Source organism: Xanthomonas vasicola (assembly GCF_000772705.2).
Lineage (GTDB): Bacteria > Pseudomonadota > Gammaproteobacteria > Xanthomonadales > Xanthomonadaceae > Xanthomonas > Xanthomonas vasicola.
This window is the reverse complement of sequence record NZ_JSBW02000062.1, coordinates 1-18,388: the sequence shown is the minus strand read 5'-3', so window position 1 is coordinate 18,388 and position 18,388 is coordinate 1. Positions and strand designations below refer to the sequence as shown.

Sequence of the window (18,388 nt, the reverse complement as noted above, 5' to 3'; positions counted from 1 at the left end):
GAGGACCCGGTGGCCCTGGTCTCCTGAACGAGCCCCTCTCTCACGAGGCGACAAGGCACTGCTTGCGCACCGAAAGAGCGCGTGTCTTAGGAGCGCCCGCGTCGCTGGCGCGGGCCGGGCCGGGGCGCGGAGTGGGGCGCGGAGTGGGGCGAGGGTCCGGGGCGCAGGCTCGAGGGAATCCAAACTTGCGCTGCCTTTCCCTGCCCTTTTCAGCAGCGTTTGCACCAGTGCGCAGCGCCCTTCCTAACCGTAAGCCAAACGACACCCAGCCCCGCTAACGCCGCCTATACGCATCAGCGCACAGACTGCACAGCACGTACTCAGAAAGGAAACGCCTCCGATGAGCAAGCTGACTGTGATCACTGAACGCGCCCTGGAGCGTGCCCTGGAACTGGCCGGCACTGCAGGCGACCAGTTGCGTCATGCCGCGTCCAATGCGGGCGATCAGGCACGCAATGCTGGGAGCAGCCTGCGTCATTTCGGCCCGAGCGCGAGCGAATGGCTTAAGACCGGCGTCGCACTCGGTGCAGTGCGTAACGGTGGCAAGGCGGCCAGCAAGCTGGTCAAGCGCAACCCGGCCGTCACGGTTGCTGCAGCGGTCGCAGGCCTGGGCCTGATCGGCTACGCGGTGTACCGCAAGCGTCAGCGCGATCAGCAGGTGCTCGGCGGCAATGTGCATCGCCTGGATCGCGAACACGCCAGCAATGCCAACGCACGTCGTGCGGCTTACCAGCGTCGCGGTGCAGTGACGCCGAGCGACGGCATCGAATAAGCCAACGCTTTAAGCATTCTCCAACGCCACGGTCTTGCGCCGTGGCGTTGTCGTTTCTGATATGCGTGCAATTTGGTGCATTGATGTCGGCGACTGATATACCCGCTCTCCGTGTCGTCCGCATCATGCGATGACGCGCCGATCAAAATGGTCCGAGCAACCGTCAGCCATGAGGCTCAAACGCAGCATGGTTCAGGTACAGAACCTCCACGGTCACGAGCACCGGCTATCTCGCCGTAATAAGGCAGCGATCGTTTTTGCTAGCCGCTAAAACGCCGCAGCGCAGTCCCGCGTTCGCCATACAAGCGATGGACACAACTCAGCGCCGACTGCGACTTGGCCGTGCGCTCGTCGTTTCTTCAACGCGCCACTGCCCGGGCGCAAGCGTGTCCAGCCGCCAATCGCCAATGGCGACACGCACCAACCGCAAGGTCGGCAAGCCCACCGCTGCCGTCATGCGCCGCACCTGACGGTTGCGGCCTTCAGTGATCTGCAGTTCCAGCCAGGCATCGGGCACAGTCTTGCGCACGCGCACCGGTGGATCGCGCGGCCACAGCTGCGGTGCCGGATCGAGGCTGCGCACCTGTGCGGGAAGGGTCGGGCCGTCGTTGAGTACCACTCCATCGCGCAAGGCCTGCAGTTGCTCGGCTTGCGGCTCGCCTTCCACCTGCACCCAGTAGGTCTTGGGCTGTTTGTGGCGTGGGTCGGTGAGCCGATGCGCCAATGCGCCATCGTCGGTCAGCAACAACAAGCCTTCGCTGTCGTGGTCCAGGCGGCCTGCCGCATACACATCGGGCGGCAAGCCGAATTCGGCCAGCGTGCGCTTGGGCGGCTGCGAGCGGTCGCTGAATTGCGACAGCACGCCGTAGGGTTTGTTCAACAACACCAACATGCCAATCCTGTTGCGCGACGCGCTACCCAAGCCTCACGTATTTCAGACATCTGCATGCCGACACGCGCAACGCGCCGGCATGCAGGCCATGCCTCAGCGCTTGACGAACTTCAAGGTCATGCGGTCGCTTTCGCCGATCGCCTTGTACTTGGCATCATCGGCCTTGTCATGGCTGTTGCTCGGCGGCAGCGTCCACACACCGCCCGGGTAATCCTTGGTGTCGCGCGGGTTGGCGTTGACCTCGCTCTTGCCGACCAGCGTGAAACCGGCTGCCTCGGCCATCGCGATCACCTGCGCCTGGCCGACATAACCGCTCTTGTCGTCGGCCGGCACATCGGCCTTGGCGCGGTGTTCGACCACGCCGAGCACGCCGCCGGGCTTGAGCACCTTGTAGAAGCCGGCAAACATCGCCTCGGCATTGCCGGCCATGCGCCAGTTGTGCACGTTGCGGAAGGTCAGCACCAAGTCAGCGGAGTTGTCCACGCCGAAGGACGGCGACTTGGGTACATACGAGACAAACGAAGGCTTGCCATAAACCTCCGGCTTGGCCTGGAACTTCTTCTCCAGGTCATCGCGCGCGCGCTGTGCGTAATCGCGGCTACGGCCCTCGGGCGCCGACGCGGGGTCGACCACTGCCGCAACGTACTTGCCCTTCTCGCGCAGATACGGCGCCAGAATTTCCGAATACCAGCCGCCGCCCGGCGTGATCTCGATGACGGTCTGGGTGGGCTTGATGCCGAAGAACGCCAGCGTCTGGCCGGGGTGGCGGTACTGGTCGCGCTGCACGTACACACGGTCGCGCCAGTTGCCGTTGATGGTCGCCTGCAACGCGGTATCGGGCGCCGGCAACGTTGCGCTATCGGCAGGCTTTACAGCCATTGCCACAGGGATGCTCATCGCCATCACCACACTCATCACACATGCACAGGCCAGCTTGTTGCGGATCATCGCAACGCCCTCCTCCGGGAAAAAGTAGCGCGAGCCTAGCATGCGCTCCGGGGCCTGCCATGTGCCCGCGGTTGGGCAGCACAGGGCACGTTGTGGCGTGCGCTGTCGCCGACATGTTCAGATCCTGTGAGCTGCTGAGGACGACCGGCGGAACGCTGAATCCACACAGATGTCACACGCAACATCGGTACGCGTGACTATCCTGTGCGCAGTTCGAAACAGGAGCATCTACGATGTCCCAACCCCGCGCACTCGGCCGCTCCGGCCTGCAGGTTCAACCGATCGTCTTCGGCGGCAATGTGTTCGGCTGGAGCGCCGATGAGGCGACCTCGTTCGCGTTGCTCGACGCGTTTGTGGATGCCGGCTTCAATCTGATCGATACGGCCGATGCGTATTCTGGTTGGGTGCCCGGCAACCGCGGCGGCGAATCGGAAACCATCATTGGGCGCTGGCTTGCACGCAGCGGCAAGCGCGACAAAGTGCTGATCGCCACCAAGGTGGCCAAGTGGAGCGAGCACCCCGGTCTGTCGCCAGACAACATCGCCGCGGCGGTGGAAGATTCGTTGACGCGTCTGCAGACCGATGTGATCGATCTGTACCAGGCGCACGAAGACGATGAGTCAATTCCACTGGAAGCCACGTTGGCCGCATTCGGCCGGTTGATCGAACAAGGCAAAGTGCGTGCGATTGGCGCTTCCAACTACAGCGCTGCACGACTGCGCGATGCGCTGGATATTTCCGAGCAGTACAAGCTGCCGCGCTACGAAAGCCTGCAGCCGGAATACAACCTGTACGATCGCGCCGGTTACGAAGCAGAACTCGAACCGCTGGTGCGCGAGCGCGAGCTTGGCGTCATCAGTTACTACTCGCTGGCCAGCGGCTTTCTCACCGGCAAATATCGCAGCGCCGATGACGCCGGCAAGAGCAGCGCGCGTGGTGCGTCGGTGGTCAAGCAATACCTCAACCCGCGTGGCCTGCGCATCCTGCAGGCGCTGGACGATCTAGCTGTGACGCACAACGCCACACCTGCGCAAATCGCCCTGGCTTGGTTGATCGCACGCCCCAGTGTCACCGCACCAATCGTCAGCGCAACCAGCGTGGCCCAGCTGCACGATGTGCTGGCAGCCGCACACGTGTCGTTGAGTGCCGATCAGATTGCACAGCTCGACAGTGCCAGCACGCCGGAGCCATCGGCAGCAGCGTGATGCAATAGCTCGGCATGTCGCGTTATCTGCCGGGCATGCGTCCTGGTGCGCCTCTTACAACACTCCCTCGCGCAGTCGCTCTGGCGGCTGTGCGAACACGACCGCACTTGCGCGGCCTCTTTGTGAGGAATTCCCCATGACTTCCCTTACCAACCGCCGCGTGGTGCTGGCATCGCGCCCGCAGGATGAACCCAGTGCCGACAACTTCCGTATCGAAGACGTTGCTGTCGCGCCGACTGGCCACGATCAGATCCTGGTACGCAATCGCTTCCTGTCGCTAGACCCGTACATGCGTGGACGCATGGACGAGGGCCCCTCCTACGTCGCGCCAGTAGGCATCGGCGCGGTCATGGAAGGCGGCACGGTTGGCGAAGTCATCGCGTCCAATCACGCCGACTATCACCCCGGTGACCTGCTGGTGCTCCCCGGCGGCTGGCAGACGCATACCCTGCTGACCCCGACAACGCCATTGCGCAAGCTGCCCAAGGATGACAGCCTGCCGCTGAGCACCGCGCTGGGCGTGTATGGCATGCCCGGCTTTACCGCGTATGCCGGCCTGCATGAAATCGGCAAGCCGCAGCCCGGCGAAACGCTGGTGGTGGCCGCCGCCAGCGGCCCGGTTGGCGCCACGGTGGCACAGCTGGCCCGCTTGCAGGGCTTGCGCGTGGTGGCCATTGCCGGTGGCGAAAAAAAAGTGGCTTACCTGCGCGATACGCTGCGCGTAGATGTGGCGCTGGACCACCGCGCCGACGACTTTGCAGAGCAGCTGCGCGCTGCAACGCCGGACGGCATCGACATCTATTTCGAAAACGTCGGCGGCAAGGTGTTTGATGCGGTGTTGCCGCAGCTCAACGACTTCGCACGTATCCCGGTCTGCGGCGTGGTCGCGACCTACAACAGCCGTGGGCAAGTGCTGCCCGGTCCAGATCGCCTGCCAGGGTTCATGGGTCAGGTATTGCATAAGCGCCTCACGGTGCGCGGCTTCATCCAGCACGATTTCATCCGCCTGATGCCCGCGTTCCTGCGCGAAATGGGCCAATGGCTGCGCGAAGACAAGATTCAGTACCGCGAGCACGTGCTGCACGGCCTGGACAGCGCCCCGCAGGGCCTGATCGAGGTATTGCGCGGCAAGAACTTCGGAAAATCCGTCGTCGCCCTCGACGAATGAAATCCATGGTGCGGTTCGCAGCTTTCGCTCTTGCGATTCCCCATTCCCTATTCTCCATTCCCAAAGGCACACAATGACTGTCCCCGCATTCGGCCTCGGCACCTTTCGCCTCAAAGACCAGATTGTCATCGACTCGGTGCGCAACGCACTGGAACTAGGCTATCGCGCCGTCGACACCGCGCAGATTTATGACAACGAAGCGCAGGTTGGCGAAGCGATCGCAGCTTCCGGCATTGCGCGCGATCAGCTGTATCTGACAACCAAGATCTGGGTCGACAAGTTCGGCGACGGCGCCTTGCTGCCGAGCCTGCAGCAAAGCCTGCGCAAGCTCGGCACCGAGTATGTGGATCTCACGTTGATCCATTGGCCTTCGCCGAAGGACCAGGTGCCAATGCGCGAGTATCTGGAAGCGCTGGCGCAGGCCAAACAGCAGGGTCTGACCCGCGCGATCGGGGTGTCCAACTTCACCATCGCACTGACCAAGCAGGCGATCGAGATCCTGGGCGCCGACGCCATCGCCACCAACCAGATCGAAGTGCATCCGTACTTGCAGAATCGTGCCTTGACCGACTTCCTGCGCGAGCAAGGCATCCATGTCACTTCATACATGACGTTGGCAGTGGGCGAAGTGCTCAAGGATCCGGTGATCCAGGCGATCGCCACGCGTCACGCTGCCACCCCGGCACAGGTCACGTTGGCTTGGGCGCTGCAGCAGGGCTACTCGGTGATCCCTTCCTCGACCAAGCGTGAAAATCTGGAAAGCAACCTCAAGGCGCAGACGCTGCGGCTGACCGAGCAGGACATGGGCGAGATCGCCGCACTCGACCGTGGGCACCGCCTGGCCAACCCGAAGGCAATCGCACCCGATTGGGATTGAGGTCTTGTTTTTGCCATGCGCCGGCATCGCTCGGTGCATGGCAGCTACCGCCGCGACGACCGCTCGTCGTCGCGCGCTGGTTGCCTACGCCAGCCGCTGCTACGGTGCACGCACAGGGGGGTAGTCTCGATTGCGGAGTCCTACCCATGCACAGCGCATCCGTCTTAACCCGCCGCGGCGTCAATCTCGACGCGGAGATTGCCTATTGGCGCGACGTCCATGCCGAAGGGCATCTGGGTGGTTACGCGTTCGCCGACTACGCCCGACTGCTCTCCCTTGGCTACGACATCTACCTGGCCTACCCGCGCGCAACCGAAGCACAGCTCTACCGCGTGCTGCAGGACAGCTACTACCACTGTCTGCCAATGCTGACGGTGCCCTGGGATCAGGCGCGCTGGATCGTGCGGCATGCGTGGCGGCATCTGGAAGATGCGGCTGTTCGGCATTAGAGCGTCTCACGAAGAGTTTCGCGACGCACTAGCGTTGCCATCGCTTAGAAAATGCCTTACCGGGCAGCGTTCACTGGTCCGATTGCGCTGAAAGCGCCTGCGGCGATGACGCCTGCCACTTGGCGTCAACAAAGCAGCCATACCATGGCAAAGCGTATCAAGTAGCGACGCAGGATTGCTGCCTATATCGCGCTCACAGCTTAGGTTGCCCGCCCAGTTAGATGAGAACGCCTCGGCCAGGTAACCGCGCCAGAAAGAGCAATCGGCATTGCGAACTGCGGGCAACAAATACCTGCTAGTTCAACTGCCCGATCACCATTGCCCGGCGATCGATGCGGTGCTTTTCGGCCAACGCCTGCATGCCTTGCAAGGTCGAGGCGATCAGGCTGGCATAACGCAGCCGCCACAGCGTGGCGCGGTCGTTGTCGTCATGCGTACTGCCCAGGCCGTCGAGAACCTGCGGCAGGCGCCTGTCTGCAAGCGCCGAGGCGGCTAGATAGGGCTTTGCCGGTGCGATGACGTCCACCGGCTCGCGCCAGTCGTTCGCCACCTGCCGGGCGATGCCGGCCAGGTGTGAGAGCTGATGCATGCCGATCAGCGTCTCATGCAGCATCTCGCGGCACGCCCATTGCCACAACGCCACCTTTTCCGATGGGTCCTGGGCAATCTCGGTAAGCGCCAGGTCTACCTTTTCGATGCGTGGGTCGAGCATTTCGAAGCTCCGATGCTGCTGTGCAACATAATTCACACCATACGCCGTGAGAATCAAGTGAGCTAGTCGTTTGAAAGCCGTCAGTGTGCCGATGCTCGACCCGGTTCACGCTTCGCAACATCCCTCCTAGCAAGCACCTGCGGCACCGTGACTTTCTTCCCATGGCGGCTGTCACCGCGCTGCGCGATGCTGCAGGCCCGGATTGCAAGGCCACTCGCATGCGCGGCACCCTCTTTTTTCTCGCGCCGCTGTTGCTGCTGGCAGCCTGCGCTGGGCATGCTAAGACCGCAACTCCGCAGTTGTCCTCGCAGCAATGCGATGTCAGTACCTCCTACGACGTGCTGGCAGACAGCGGCGGCATCTGGCTGCGCCGCAAGCAGGGCGTGCCGCGCGAAATCTTCTTCCACGCTGGCGAGCTCAACGTGGACCGCCAGCCGCAGCCGGTCAACGCCGCCGATGCACAACGCCTCCGTGAGCTCGAACAGAGCACCCGTGCGCTGTTGCCGGCAGTGACCTCCATCGCCCAGTCGGTGGTCGATATCACGTTCGATGCACTGACCGGGGTGGTGCACCTGCTGTCCGGCAGCACACGCCAGCAGCGCAAGGTGGAGCAGCTACGCACAGCCGCACGTGCGCAGGTCGATGGCAGCCTCGGGCGTGGGCGTTGGGAGCAGGAGGCGTTCGACGAACGCTTCGAGGCCAACGTCGAACAGGCAGCCGAAGAGCTGGCTGGCAGCCTCACCCGCAGCGTGCTGTGGACAGTCATGACCGGGCGCGCCGCGCAGCTGGAGCGCCGCGGTGAGGAGTTGGATGCGCGGATGCAGCAGCAGATGCAGGGCCGCAGCGAGGCGCTGGAAACCCAGGCCCGCACCCTGTGTGTGCAAGCGCAGGCGCTCTACGCGGTGCAGCAGGCGCTGGAGTACCGCTTCCACGGTGAACGCCTGCAGATGCTGGAACTCAACCTGCATCCGCAGACGCCATCAGAGGATGCGCCGGCGTCCAGTAGCGTCGTGGCGACAGTGACGCGCTAAACCTAAACAGCACGTATCGCTGGGCGCACGCGTCGGATCGATGTTCTCACCCGGTTGTGCTGGAAGGACGCTTCGGCAACCGCCACGGCTGGTGCACCATGTAACACAGCGCATGCGCTGCGGGCAGTGCATGGAGTAGCAGATCGATGCCGATTTATCTGCTGCCATGTCTTCGCTGCAGTGCGCACGCGGGAATCGGGAATCTTCTCAAGCCACAACGTACAACGGCCCGACGTATGCGCCGGGCCGTTGTTGATATCGTGACGCGCATGCGCGTCACGGCCTGACCTGCATTACGCCAAGGTCAGGGTGACGTCGATATTGCCGCGAGTCGCATTGGAGTACGGGCAGACCTGATGAGCCTTGTCGACCAGCGTCTGCAGTTCGGCCTTGTCCATGCCCGGCACGGAGATGCGCAGTTCCACGACGATGCCGAAGCCGCCCGGAATCTGGCCGATACCAACGCTGCTGTCGATGCTCACTTCGCCCGGCAGCTTGATCTTGTCCTGTGCGGCCACGGCCTTCATTGCGCCGATGAAGCAGGCAGCGTAGCCGGCTGCGAACAGCTGTTCCGGGTTGGTGCCATCGCCTCCGGCGCCGCCCAGTTCGCGCGGGGTGGACAGCTTGGCGTCCAGCGCCTTGTCCGAGGACACGGCGCGGCCTTCGCGGCCGCCGGTAGCAGTGGCGTGGGCGGTGTAGAGGACTTTTTCAGGTGAGGCCATGGTGGTTCTCCAGGGTGAGCGCTATGAGCGCATGAGGGGTTGACTAGTTGACGACCGAATCGTGTACGACGTGTTGCAAAGCATGGGGGTACACCGGGCAGCTCACCCGGCGCCAAGGCTGGAGCGTAACTTCTCCAATTGCTGTTTGAGTTGACGCAGTTCGTCCAACGAACAGGCCGACGCACAAAACACTTGTTCCGGCACCGCGCCTGCCCTGTGGCGCAATGCGCGGCCGGTTTCGGTCAGCGCGATGATCACCTGCCGCTCGTCGTTGGCCGCACGGGTGCGAGTCACCAAGCCGGCCGCCTGCAAGCGCTTGAGCAGCGGCGTCAGCGTGGCCGAATCCAGATACAGGCGCTCGCCAATCTCCGACACGCTGCGTTCGTCGGTCTCCCACAACACCAGCATCACCAGGTACTGCGGGTAGGTCAGATCCAGCGCCTTCAACAACCCGCGGTAGAGCTTGTGCATCGCCAGGTTGGCCGAATACAGCGCAAAGCACAGCTGGTTGTCGAGCTGCAGCAGCGCATCGGTGCGGCAGTTGGTGGCTGGGGCGGTGTCCATGGATGCAATTTACATAGTTCCCGATTTAATAGCAAGCGATTTAACGAATGGAACCAATTTGCCTTGGGTGGCGGAATACGCACGCCTGCAGCCGCGCTGCGCAACGCCTCAGGTGAACTGCAGCAGGAAATGCCCGCCGCATCGCCTTTGCCCAGTTTCTTCGCGCGCTGGTCTGCAAACAGGTAACCGGCGCCGCCACCGAAAATGTCGTCGATGCCAGGATCTTTGCGACGCAGCTCCGATTCAACGAACTGGGCAAGAAAGTAATAGCGTTGGCTCGCATGGATGGGGCCCTGCAACCAGCACGGTCGGCCGAGTTGTTTACTCATCCCGGCGCCGTTGTCGCCATCTTCCAGTTCTTCTGGTCTATCGTCGTCATCGAATGGCTGCAGACCAATGAAGTGACGCCCGAGCAACAACGCACTGTCGCCGACGCACACCTCCTGCTTGGCGCGTCGATGCAACAGCACCTTGCTATGCCCCAGCGCACTCTTGTCGAAGTCGCTTTGCTGATTGACTGCCAGCCTGCGCAGCGATGCATGGTTGTCGCCATCGTCGGACCGCTCAATCGATGCAAAGACCGTCAGCGCCATGTCGTCGGGCAGATAAAGGTCGGCAAAAACAACGCGGTGAGCATGACGATGGGAGCATTGGCTGACCAGTCGACGGGGCCGTCGGCCATCGCGCTGCGTCGTCCAGCCACGCACCGCCGCCAACTGGCCCAGGGCACCGTCCGAATCGCTGACAACGATCTTGTGGAATCCGGGGTCAGGCCGCGTCTGCATGTTAGGCCCGATGCGCAGCGGCCAGATAGTCGGCGCTCTGCATTTCGATCAAACGTGACGCAGTGCGCTCGAAGGCGCCGGCCAGGCGCTGGCCGCTGTATAAGGCCGGCGGCGCATCTTGCGCGGTGCAGACCAGATTGACGTGGCGGTCGTACAGCTCGTCGATCAGGTTGACGAAACGGCGCGCGGCATCTTCATTCATGCGGTTGAAGTGCGGAATGCCGCCCAGCAACACGGTGGTGAATTCGCGTGCGATCTCGATGTAGTCGCTGGGTCCGCGCGGGCCTTCGCACAGCGCAGCAAAATCGAACCAGGCGATGCTCTTGCCACGTGCACGCACCGGAATCTTGCGCGCTTCGATTTCGATAGTGCCCGCGCGCGCCTCGGCGTTGCCACTCAACTCACCCCAGCGCTGCGCAAGCCAGTCATCAGCCTGCGCATCCAGTGGCGCGCGGTACACCGGCGAGCGCGTCAGCGCGCGCATGCGGTAATCCTCGGTGCCTTCTGCGTAGAGTTCCACGCAGAACTTCTGCAGCAACCCGATCGCCGGCATGAAGCTGTCGCGCTGCAATCCGTTGGCGTAGAGGTTTTCCGGCGGGGTGTTGGACGTGGTCACCAGGGTTACGCCTTCGGCGAACAGGCGTTCGAGCAGGCGCGCCAGCAGCATCGCATCGCCGATGTCGGTGACGAAGAATTCGTCCAGCACCAGCACGCGCAGATTCTCGCGCCACTGCTGGGCGATTCTGGCCAGCGGATCGCTTTGCCCGGCGTGCTCGCGCAACTGCTCGTGCACGCCGCGCATGAAGCGGTGGAAGTGGGTGCGGTATTTCTGCTTGATCGGCAGGCCGTCATAGAACAGATCGACCAGAAAGGTCTTGCCGCGCCCGACACCGCCCCAGAAATACAGGCCGCGCACCGGTTCGGGTTTTTTCCAGAACGCCGACAGCCGATCCAGCCAACCGTCCTGTTCGCTGTCCACCAGCGCTTCGTGGATACGGTCCAGTTCCGCCAGGGCCGCCAGTTGCGCGGGGTCGGCGCGCCAGTCGCCGCGTTGCACGCCGTCGGCGTAGCGCTGCGACGGGGTCATCTCACTCATTACATTCTCCGCGGGCCGGCTGCTGCCTGGCCCGCTCAACAGCGCATCGTCTAGGATGCGCATGGGCCGTGCCGCGCTCAGACTGCGGCCGGCAACCAGCGCCGGACACCATGCTGGATCGCACCGCGCAGGTCGATCAATTTGCGGTGGAAGAAATGACTGGTGTCGGGCATGCGCACCAACTCGGGTTGCTGTTCCAAGGTGTCCAGCCAGTCGTAGACCGCTTGCGGGTCGACGATCTCGTCGGCATCGCCCTGGATCACCAACCACTGCGCCGGCGGCTGGATATCGCTGAAATCCCAGCGCCCGGCCGGCGGCGCGATCGAAATCAGCACCTGCGGTGCGAGCGATCCAGCAACACGCAACGACACATACGCACCGAAGCTGAAACCGCCCAGCCACACTGTGTGGTCCTGGCGTTGCGTGCGCACCCAGTCGGCGACCGCGCGCAGATCGTCCTGCTCGCCATCGCCATGATCGAATGTGCCGGCGGAGTTGCCGACGCTGCGGAAATTGAAGCGCACCACGGTGATGCCCAGCTCGCGCAGCGCGCGCGCGGCCATGGTGACGACCTTGTTGTGCATGCTGCCGCCTTCGGTGGAGAGCGGATGGCAGAAGATGGCGGTGACCGCGTGTGCGGCAACGTCCGGCTCGGGCAGATCGACCGCGACATCCAGCGGGCCGACCGGCCCCTGAAGCGTCAACGCAGCCGATTCGATGGGGAATGAGGGATTGGACATGCCTGCATAATAGCCGCCCCGCCGGCCGCGTTCACCGCCCTGCCTGCACACTCCGTTGCGTTGCCCATGCATTTGCTGCTGTTTGCCGTTATTTGCAGTGTCCTGGTGTCGGTGCTGTTGAAGCGTGCGCCACGGCGCCAGATCGATGTGTTTCAGGCCATTACCTGGAACTACGCCACCGCCGCAGTCTTGGCGTGGCTGACGCTGCATCCTGCGTTGGATACGCTACGTGCCACGACCACGCCCTGGTTGGCACTGCTGCTGTTGGCCGTCGCATTGCCCTCCATCTTCCTGGTGATGGCGCGGTCGGTCGCGGTCGCCGGCATCGTGCGTACCGATATTGCGCAGCGCTTGTCGTTGGTGCTTTCGCTCGCCGCCGCCTTCACCGTCTTCGGCGAACCGGTCAATGGCTGGAAGCTGACGGGGCTTGCACTGGGCCTTTTGGCAATCGTGTGTATCGTGCGACGCCCGCGTCACCAAGACGCTGCAGATCCGGCACCGAGGACAACAGGGCTGCCCTGGCTGGTTGGCGTCTGGATCGGCTTTGCGCTCATTGACTTGCTGCTCAAGCACATTGCGCAGGCCGGGACACCATCGCTGACATCGTTGACGTTGTGTTTCGCGCTGGCCTTCTTGCTGATGGTTGGCGTGCAGCGCGTGCGCGCGACACGTGGCGCACGGCTGAACATCCGCAGCATCCTTGCCGGCGTGCTGTTGGGTGCGCTCAATTTCGGCAACATCTTCTGTTACGTGCGCGCACATCAGCTGCTGCCGCAGAGTCCGGCGATCGTGTTTGCCAGCATGAATCTGGGCGTCGTCGTGTTGGGTGCCCTGGTCGGCAAGCTGGGATTTGCCGAACGCCTGGGTCTACGCGGCTGGTTGGGGCTGGCACTGGCGGCCCCCGCGATCGCTGCGATCGCATGGGGGATGCGTCTGGCTTGACGCTCGCGCGTTCGGCCTGCGCGACGTCGGTTCGCTACCCGCCTCCAGCACCGGAATGGGGCCGCTACGATGGACGCATCGTTCCGAAAGGAGTATCCGATGCGCACGAATTTCTTTTCGCGCAGCTATGGTGGCGGCGCTGCAACACCAGCCAGCCCAGCTGCTGCCGATGTGCCAGCAGCAGCTCCTGCGTCAGGCTCACAGCACGCGCTGCCTCAGGCCCCCAGGACCGATGCGGTAAAGAATGCCTATAGGTCGCCCCTGGCCATGCTCGCGTCGGCGCGTAAGTCGCTGGCGAGACTGGGCAAGCTGCTGCCTTCGACGTGCCTGGGTTCACCGACTACCGAAGCAACGCAGACCCCGGGCAAGCTATCCACACCCAAAGCCTCCATGCTCAGCCCGCGGCCGCAGATGACGCAAACCGGCCTGGACGCGCAAGGGTCAGCCTCCGCAGGCAACCCCTTCTACCTGACTCCGCTGCGCCCCCCAGCACGGCATCGTGCGCACCTGGCGGCTGAACGTACACCAGCACCCATGCAGGTGCCGCCAAGCCGCACCGAGGAGAGATGGCAACAGCAACAATCTCCACATCGGCGTAACGTGGATCCGCTGCGACCCCCAGCACGGCATCGTGCGCACGTGGCGGCTGAACGTCCGCCAGAGCCCATGCAGGTGCCGCCAAGCCGCACCGAGGAGAGATGGCAACAGCAACAATCTCCACATCGGCGTAATACGTCCCCCCCGGCGCAGCGGCAAATGAGGCCTACCCGCTTTGCAGAGCACGTGCCGGTTCGCGAATCCGAGAAGAAAGGCGGCGAGGACGGGCGACGGCTGGCACCGAGTCCCATCGATACCGACCGAGCCAGGCAGCGTCAGCACACCCCCCAGGCGTCGCCCCCATCGCCGGTGTCACCTAGCGTATCCCCAACCTCGTCCTCGCCGAATCAGCGCAAGCGGGAGACGTTATTGGATAGGATGAATAAGCAATTGGCGCCGTATAACATATTGAAATACAACATCGATAGTCGTGAGGATCCTACGCCCACAGCAGACGAGCAAGAAGACCTTGAAACGCGTCAGGCGCTGATCGACCAACGCAATCGAGTTCGTGATATTCAACTCGATAACATGCTTAAGGTGCTTGCCCCTATGGAATATATTACACCACCGCAAACAACGAGCAAGCGTGTGAGCATTGCCCAATACAAAGTGATTGATGCTAATCGGCGCGCCTACAAGGACGTAATACGCAAAGAGCTCGACATGGATTTGATCGCCAGGGATTACGCGAAAGCACAGCGTCGCATTGAGTCGTTGAAAAATAGCGGGGCGGATTACAACAAGCTCAAGCGTTTGGAACGCATGATGACGGGTTACCAAAACTGGCTGGCATTGCAGCAGATGGTCGATCAAATCAATGATCAGCTCGGAGCGCTGGGCGGGCCACAGCTGACTGACAGCGACCCTAGTACTCCGCGAGAGCGTGAGGAAGCTAAGCAGCAGGAGCTCGAGTCCCACCAAGAGTCCATCGCACAAGGGTATTGGTAATGAAATCCCGACGACCAGGCGGAATGTGAACCGCATGGGGCGGGTGACACGGCACGTACCTCGCAGCCTGGCCCCTTGTGCTTGATGCGATCACAAACACATGGGCGAAAATACTGCGCACATTGAAAAAAAACCACGGTCACCGCGCCCAATGCGGGAATGGGTCGTCCAGCAGTTGCCATTGCGCCGGCCCTAGCCGTAGTTCCTGGTCACTGAGCAGGCACGCGTCCAGCGCGGAGCGTGTGCGCGGCGCATCCATATCCACGCCGATCACCGCCAGCTCCTGGCGGCGGTCGCCCCAGAGCGGATGCCACAGCCGCTGCATCGCGGCGTATTCGTTGGCATCGCCCACCTCGTGCGATTGCGGCAGTGGCGCAGTCCAGCACTGCGTCTGTTGCCGCTGCCAGCCGATATCGGTGTAGGGCAGTGGCGTGACGCTGGTCTGCAGCGGCTGGCCGACCGACTGCGCATCCACACGGTGGCGCGCAGCGAACCAGAAACCGGCCGCATTGGTCTGGGTGGCGCCGCCCACGCTGGACAGTTCGCCCACCCAGTCCATGCGACTGGCCAGCCAGAAGAAGCCCTTGCTGCGGATCACCTGCGGCAAGCCGCTGTGCACCATGTGCGCGAAGCGCTGCGGATGGAATGGCCGACGTGCGCGGTACACGAAGCTGCTGATGCCGTATTCCTCGGTTTCCGGCGTGTGCTGACCGCGCAGTTCCTGCATCCAGCCCGGCGCCAGCTGCGCACGGGTAAAATCGAAACGCCCGGTGTCGAGCAGTTGCTGCAGCGGCACCTCGCCATGCGCCGCATCCACAATCGCCGCTTCGCGGTTCAGCGCACGCAGCACCGCGCGCAGGCGTTGCAGCTGCTGCGCATCGATGCGGTCGCATTTGCTGATCACCAGCACATCGGCGAATTCCACCTGTTCGCCCAGCAACTGCACCAGCCCGCGCGTATCGTCCGGGCCGGCTTGCTGGCCGAGTTCGGCCAGTGTGGCGGCCGAGCCGAAGTCCTGCAGAAAGCGGCCGCCGTCCACCACTGTCACCATGGTGTCGAGCCGGGCGATGTCCGACAGGCTGAAACCATGGGCATCGCGCACCGCGAAGGTGGCGGCCACCGGCATCGGCTCGGCGATACCGGTCGATTCGATCAGCAGATAGTCATAGCGATTTTGCTCGGCCAGCCGGCGCACTTCCTGCAGCAGATCGTCGCGCAGCGTGCAGCAGATGCAGCCGTTACTGAATGCCACCAGCGTCTCTTCGGTGCGCCGCAACGCCGCGCCGCCCTCGCGCACCAGCTGCACGTCGATGTTGACCTCGCTCATGTCGTTGACGATGACCGCCACACGCAGGCCGTCGCGGTTATGCAGGATGCGATTGAGCAAGGTGGTCTTGCCCGCACCCAGAAAGCCGGACAACACGGTGACGGGAAGACGTGAATCGCGCTTGGGGGACAAGGACATCCGGGGAGCCTGGCTGAAGTGTAGTGTTACTATATAACACTTACTCGACGGGACAGCTCACATGCGCGCCACCACCTCCTTGCTGGATAGCTCGGCCATCGCCTTGTCCGGCTTATGCCTGTTGCATTGCCTCGCCCTGCCGCTGCTGGCCGCCGCGCTGCCGCTGCTGGGCGCCTGGAGCCGGGCCGAGTGGGTTCATGTGGTGTTCGCGATGGCGGCGGTGCCGCTGAGCGGCTATGCGCTGTGGAGCACGCACCGCCGGCACGCGCTGCCGGCGCCGGTCTGGGTGCCAGCGCTTTGCGGGCTAACCGGGTTGGTGCTCGGTGCGAGCGGTCTGGTCGGCGAGGCGCTGGAAACACCGATCACGGTCACCGGCAGCCTGCTGCTGGCCAGCACGCATCTGCTCAATCTGCGCCTGCGTCGCCGACATGGAGGGTGCGCGCGCTAACGGCAGGGTCAGTGACCGCTCCAGCGACGTGTGCCGGAGCCGCTTTGCACGGGAGGTTGAGACCAACGCACGCAGGTCGATGATCGATGGGTGCTACAGCGAAAACCCCAGCAACACCGGGTCGTGATCGGAACTGCGCCACGGCCCGGGCAGGTTGCGCTTGGCATAGCCGGCGGCATCCATGACATCGGCATTGATATGCCATTCGGCCGCGCCACGCAGTTGCTTGGCCATCGCCGGACTGAGCAGCGCGTGATCCAGCCGCCCGCTCATGCCGTCGTAGACGAAGCTGTAAGGCTGCTTCACCCCGGCCACCGCAAACGCGTCCTGCCAGCCACTGGCGCGCAGGCTGCGCATCGGCATTTCCATCGCGTAGGCATTGAAGTCGCCCAGCAGCACGGCGAGCTTGGTCTGCGCGCCGGTGGGGTCGGTCTGCAGCCACTGGTGCAAGCGCTTGGCCGATTCGGTACGGGTCGCGTTCCAGCAGGCCTGGCCGTCTTGCTGATCGGCATCGGCTCCGCTGGCGTTACCGCAGCCTTTGGACTTGAAGTGATTGGCGACTACCACGAAGGTGGCTCCGCGCGTGCTGCGGAACGCCTGCGCCAGCGGCACGCGGCTGTGATTGTCGAACGGCCCGCCGGTCAGCGTGGCCGGCTTGCCAACCGGAGTGACCTGCGAGCTGCGATACACGATGCCGACCCGGATTGCGTCCTCGCCCGGGCCACTGCCGGTATCGATGAACTGCCAATCCTCGTCCTTGCCGGCAGCGTTGAGCGCGGCCACCAGCTGCGCAACCGCCGCATCGGCACCGTCGCCGTCGTTTTCCAGTTCCATCAGTGCGGCCACATCGGCGCCCAGCGGCACGATGGTGGCCACCAGTTTGGCCAGCTGCGCCTGGAACTGTTCATGCGTGCGTGCGCCGCGCTTGGTCGGAAAGCCACCGCCACGGCCATTGCCGTTGAAGAAATTCTCCAGGTTGAACGAGGCGATGCGCAGATCGCCACCTACCTGCGGCGCAACGGCGGTGGGCATCGCCGGCAAGCTCAGCGGGCTCAGCACCTGGATCCGGTAGTTGCCGTCGTAGCGTTGGTCGACGATGCCATCCACCGATTTGAGCAGGCTGCCGCTGCGTAGCACCGGATCGGCCGGCAGATACGACACCGTCTTGGGGCTACGGCCGTTGCGCGCATCGTCCAGCAGCACGCGCCGGCGTGCGTTATCGGCCTCCACTTGCGCGAATGCCGGCGTGCCGGCTGCGGCCACTTCGCTCGGCTGCCACAGGCGCCCGCCGAAGGCGGCGACCAATTCGCCGTAGGTGTCCAGGCGGTCGCTGCCATTGAGCGTGAGCGCGGCAATGCGCACGTGTTCGCCTTCCAGCGCTTCCCAATTGGCCGGCGGGCCGCTGAGCATGCGTACCGGCACCGGCTGGCCACTGGCGAGCCGCTCGATGCTGCTGGCGTCCACCGTGGTCAGGCTTGCCTCACCCCCTGCCGAGACCTCACGCACGGTGCCAACGATGCGCACGCGGTCACCCACCGCCAGCTCGGCATTGCCGGCACCGGTGACGAACAGACCATGCGAGCGCCGCGGCTCGAACCCGGGTTGCTGCACGAATAGGCCGGCCAAACCCACACGCGTGTCGGCGGTGATGATGCCTTCCACCTCCACCACGCGGCCGTCGTACGGACTGCGGCTGTCCTCCCCCTGCACGTCGGCAATCGAGAGCCGTTGCGCGGCACCATCGGCAGCGCTGCAGAGCAACGGAGCCAACAGACCAACCAAACCGAGCACAACCAGCGGGCGACGCGACATCGAACAACTCCAGTGAGGTGGATCAAACGCAAACGCCGCCCGGAAGGCGGCGCGTGATAACCGAAAGCGCGGAGGCAGGCTAACAAGTCGCCCCTGAAAAACCCCAACCACCCAACGACCGCAAGGCCTTGATGTCTGCACCGGCGTGCTAAAACTACCAGTGTTCGCTACGCTGAAGGCTGGTTTCTTGCAATTTCCGCCCATGCGTACAC

General features: G+C 63.6%; 19 protein-coding genes. 9 read left to right on the top strand and 10 right to left on the bottom strand.

Annotated features, from left to right (window positions below; genetic code table 11):
* Positions 1-340 precede the first annotated feature (340 nt).
* Positions 341-772 carry a hypothetical protein gene (locus NX05_RS17135; RefSeq protein ID WP_010379909.1) on the top strand — a complete coding sequence of 144 codons (432 nt, stop codon included), beginning with the start codon at positions 341-343 and terminating at the stop codon, positions 770-772.
* A 319-nt stretch (positions 773-1,091) separates the two neighbouring features.
* Here NX05_RS17135 and NX05_RS17130 read toward each other — a convergent pair whose 3' ends face one another.
* Positions 1,092-1,664 (bottom strand): pseudouridine synthase, encoded by a 573-nt coding sequence (locus NX05_RS17130; RefSeq protein ID WP_010370391.1) that lies wholly within the window; start codon positions 1,662-1,664, stop codon positions 1,092-1,094.
* A 93-nt stretch (positions 1,665-1,757) separates the two neighbouring features.
* The gene (locus NX05_RS17125) at positions 1,758-2,612 is read right to left on the bottom strand and encodes a class I SAM-dependent methyltransferase (RefSeq protein WP_010379905.1); all 855 of its coding nucleotides are present in this window, start codon (positions 2,610-2,612) and stop codon (positions 1,758-1,760) included.
* Positions 2,613-2,845: 233 nt separating this feature from the next.
* Here NX05_RS17125 and NX05_RS17120 point away from each other — a divergent pair, with 233 nt between their 5' ends.
* The 4 genes from NX05_RS17120 (at position 2,846) to NX05_RS17105 (ending at position 6,311) form a co-directional block, all read left to right on the top strand.
* Positions 2,846-3,817, top strand: coding sequence for an aldo/keto reductase (locus NX05_RS17120; protein ID WP_039436510.1), 972 nt, complete (start codon positions 2,846-2,848; stop codon positions 3,815-3,817).
* 136 nt (positions 3,818-3,953) lie between these two features.
* Positions 3,954-4,985, top strand: coding sequence for an NADP-dependent oxidoreductase (locus NX05_RS17115; RefSeq protein ID WP_039436508.1), 1,032 nt, complete (start codon positions 3,954-3,956; stop codon positions 4,983-4,985).
* 73 nt (positions 4,986-5,058) lie between these two features.
* On the top strand, positions 5,059-5,862 hold the full coding sequence (gene dkgB / locus NX05_RS17110) for a 2,5-didehydrogluconate reductase DkgB (RefSeq protein WP_039436506.1): 804 nt from the start codon (positions 5,059-5,061) through the stop codon (positions 5,860-5,862).
* Positions 5,863-6,008: 146 nt separating this feature from the next.
* Positions 6,009-6,311: a hypothetical protein gene (locus tag NX05_RS17105; protein WP_039436504.1), complete on the top strand. Its 303-nt coding sequence runs from the start codon at positions 6,009-6,011 to the stop codon at positions 6,309-6,311.
* Between the two features lie 295 nt (positions 6,312-6,606).
* On the opposite strand, the gene NX05_RS17100 is transcribed toward NX05_RS17105, so the two are convergent.
* The gene (locus tag NX05_RS17100; protein WP_039436905.1) at positions 6,607-7,023 is read right to left on the bottom strand and encodes a hypothetical protein; all 417 of its coding nucleotides are present in this window, start codon (positions 7,021-7,023) and stop codon (positions 6,607-6,609) included.
* Between the two features lie 161 nt (positions 7,024-7,184).
* Here NX05_RS17100 and NX05_RS17095 point away from each other — a divergent pair, with 161 nt between their 5' ends.
* Entirely contained in the window at positions 7,185-8,054 is an 870-nt protein-coding gene (locus tag NX05_RS17095; RefSeq protein WP_039436502.1) for a DUF2884 family protein, read from the top strand.
* A 293-nt stretch (positions 8,055-8,347) separates the two neighbouring features.
* Here NX05_RS17095 and NX05_RS17090 read toward each other — a convergent pair whose 3' ends face one another.
* The 5 genes from NX05_RS17090 to NX05_RS17075 all read right to left on the bottom strand — a co-directional run bounded on the left by NX05_RS17090 (position 8,348) and on the right by NX05_RS17075 (position 11,961).
* Positions 8,348-8,776 carry an organic hydroperoxide resistance protein gene (locus tag NX05_RS17090; RefSeq protein WP_010370414.1) on the bottom strand — a complete coding sequence of 143 codons (429 nt, stop codon included), beginning with the start codon at positions 8,774-8,776 and terminating at the stop codon, positions 8,348-8,350.
* Positions 8,777-8,878: 102 nt separating this feature from the next.
* Positions 8,879-9,280 carry a MarR family winged helix-turn-helix transcriptional regulator gene (locus NX05_RS17085; RefSeq protein ID WP_230597555.1) on the bottom strand — a complete coding sequence of 134 codons (402 nt, stop codon included), beginning with the start codon at positions 9,278-9,280 and terminating at the stop codon, positions 8,879-8,881.
* Positions 9,220-10,125, bottom strand: a complete 906-nt coding sequence (locus NX05_RS25000) for a hypothetical protein (protein ID WP_230597553.1) — start codon at positions 10,123-10,125, stop codon at positions 9,220-9,222. Before NX05_RS25000 ends, NX05_RS17085 begins: the two co-directional genes overlap by 61 nt.
* A 1-nt stretch (position 10,126) precedes the next feature.
* On the bottom strand, positions 10,127-11,221 hold the full coding sequence (gene zapE / locus NX05_RS17080; RefSeq protein WP_039436903.1) for a cell division protein ZapE: 1,095 nt from the start codon (positions 11,219-11,221) through the stop codon (positions 10,127-10,129).
* A gap of 77 nt (positions 11,222-11,298) precedes the next feature.
* Complete coding sequence (locus tag NX05_RS17075) at positions 11,299-11,961, bottom strand: alpha/beta hydrolase (RefSeq protein ID WP_039436901.1); 663 nt, start codon at positions 11,959-11,961, stop codon at positions 11,299-11,301.
* Between the two features lie 66 nt (positions 11,962-12,027).
* Between NX05_RS17075 and NX05_RS17070 the strand changes: the two genes are divergently transcribed.
* Entirely contained in the window at positions 12,028-12,903 is an 876-nt protein-coding gene (locus tag NX05_RS17070) for an EamA family transporter (protein WP_039436498.1), read from the top strand.
* Between the two features lie 975 nt (positions 12,904-13,878).
* The gene (locus NX05_RS17065) at positions 13,879-14,451 is read left to right on the top strand and encodes a hypothetical protein (RefSeq protein ID WP_017117604.1); all 573 of its coding nucleotides are present in this window, start codon (positions 13,879-13,881) and stop codon (positions 14,449-14,451) included.
* Between the two features lie 139 nt (positions 14,452-14,590).
* On the opposite strand, the gene NX05_RS17060 is transcribed toward NX05_RS17065, so the two are convergent.
* Positions 14,591-15,916 carry a GTP-binding protein gene (locus tag NX05_RS17060; RefSeq protein ID WP_017119512.1) on the bottom strand — a complete coding sequence of 442 codons (1,326 nt, stop codon included), beginning with the start codon at positions 15,914-15,916 and terminating at the stop codon, positions 14,591-14,593.
* Positions 15,917-15,977: 61 nt separating this feature from the next.
* Between NX05_RS17060 and NX05_RS17055 the strand changes: the two genes are divergently transcribed.
* The gene (locus NX05_RS17055; protein WP_017115837.1) at positions 15,978-16,364 is read left to right on the top strand and encodes a MerC family mercury resistance protein; all 387 of its coding nucleotides are present in this window, start codon (positions 15,978-15,980) and stop codon (positions 16,362-16,364) included.
* A gap of 93 nt (positions 16,365-16,457) precedes the next feature.
* On the opposite strand, the gene NX05_RS17050 is transcribed toward NX05_RS17055, so the two are convergent.
* Positions 16,458-18,176 (bottom strand): ExeM/NucH family extracellular endonuclease, encoded by a 1,719-nt coding sequence (locus NX05_RS17050; RefSeq protein ID WP_017115836.1) that lies wholly within the window; start codon positions 18,174-18,176, stop codon positions 16,458-16,460.
* Positions 18,177-18,388: the final 212 nt, after the last annotated feature.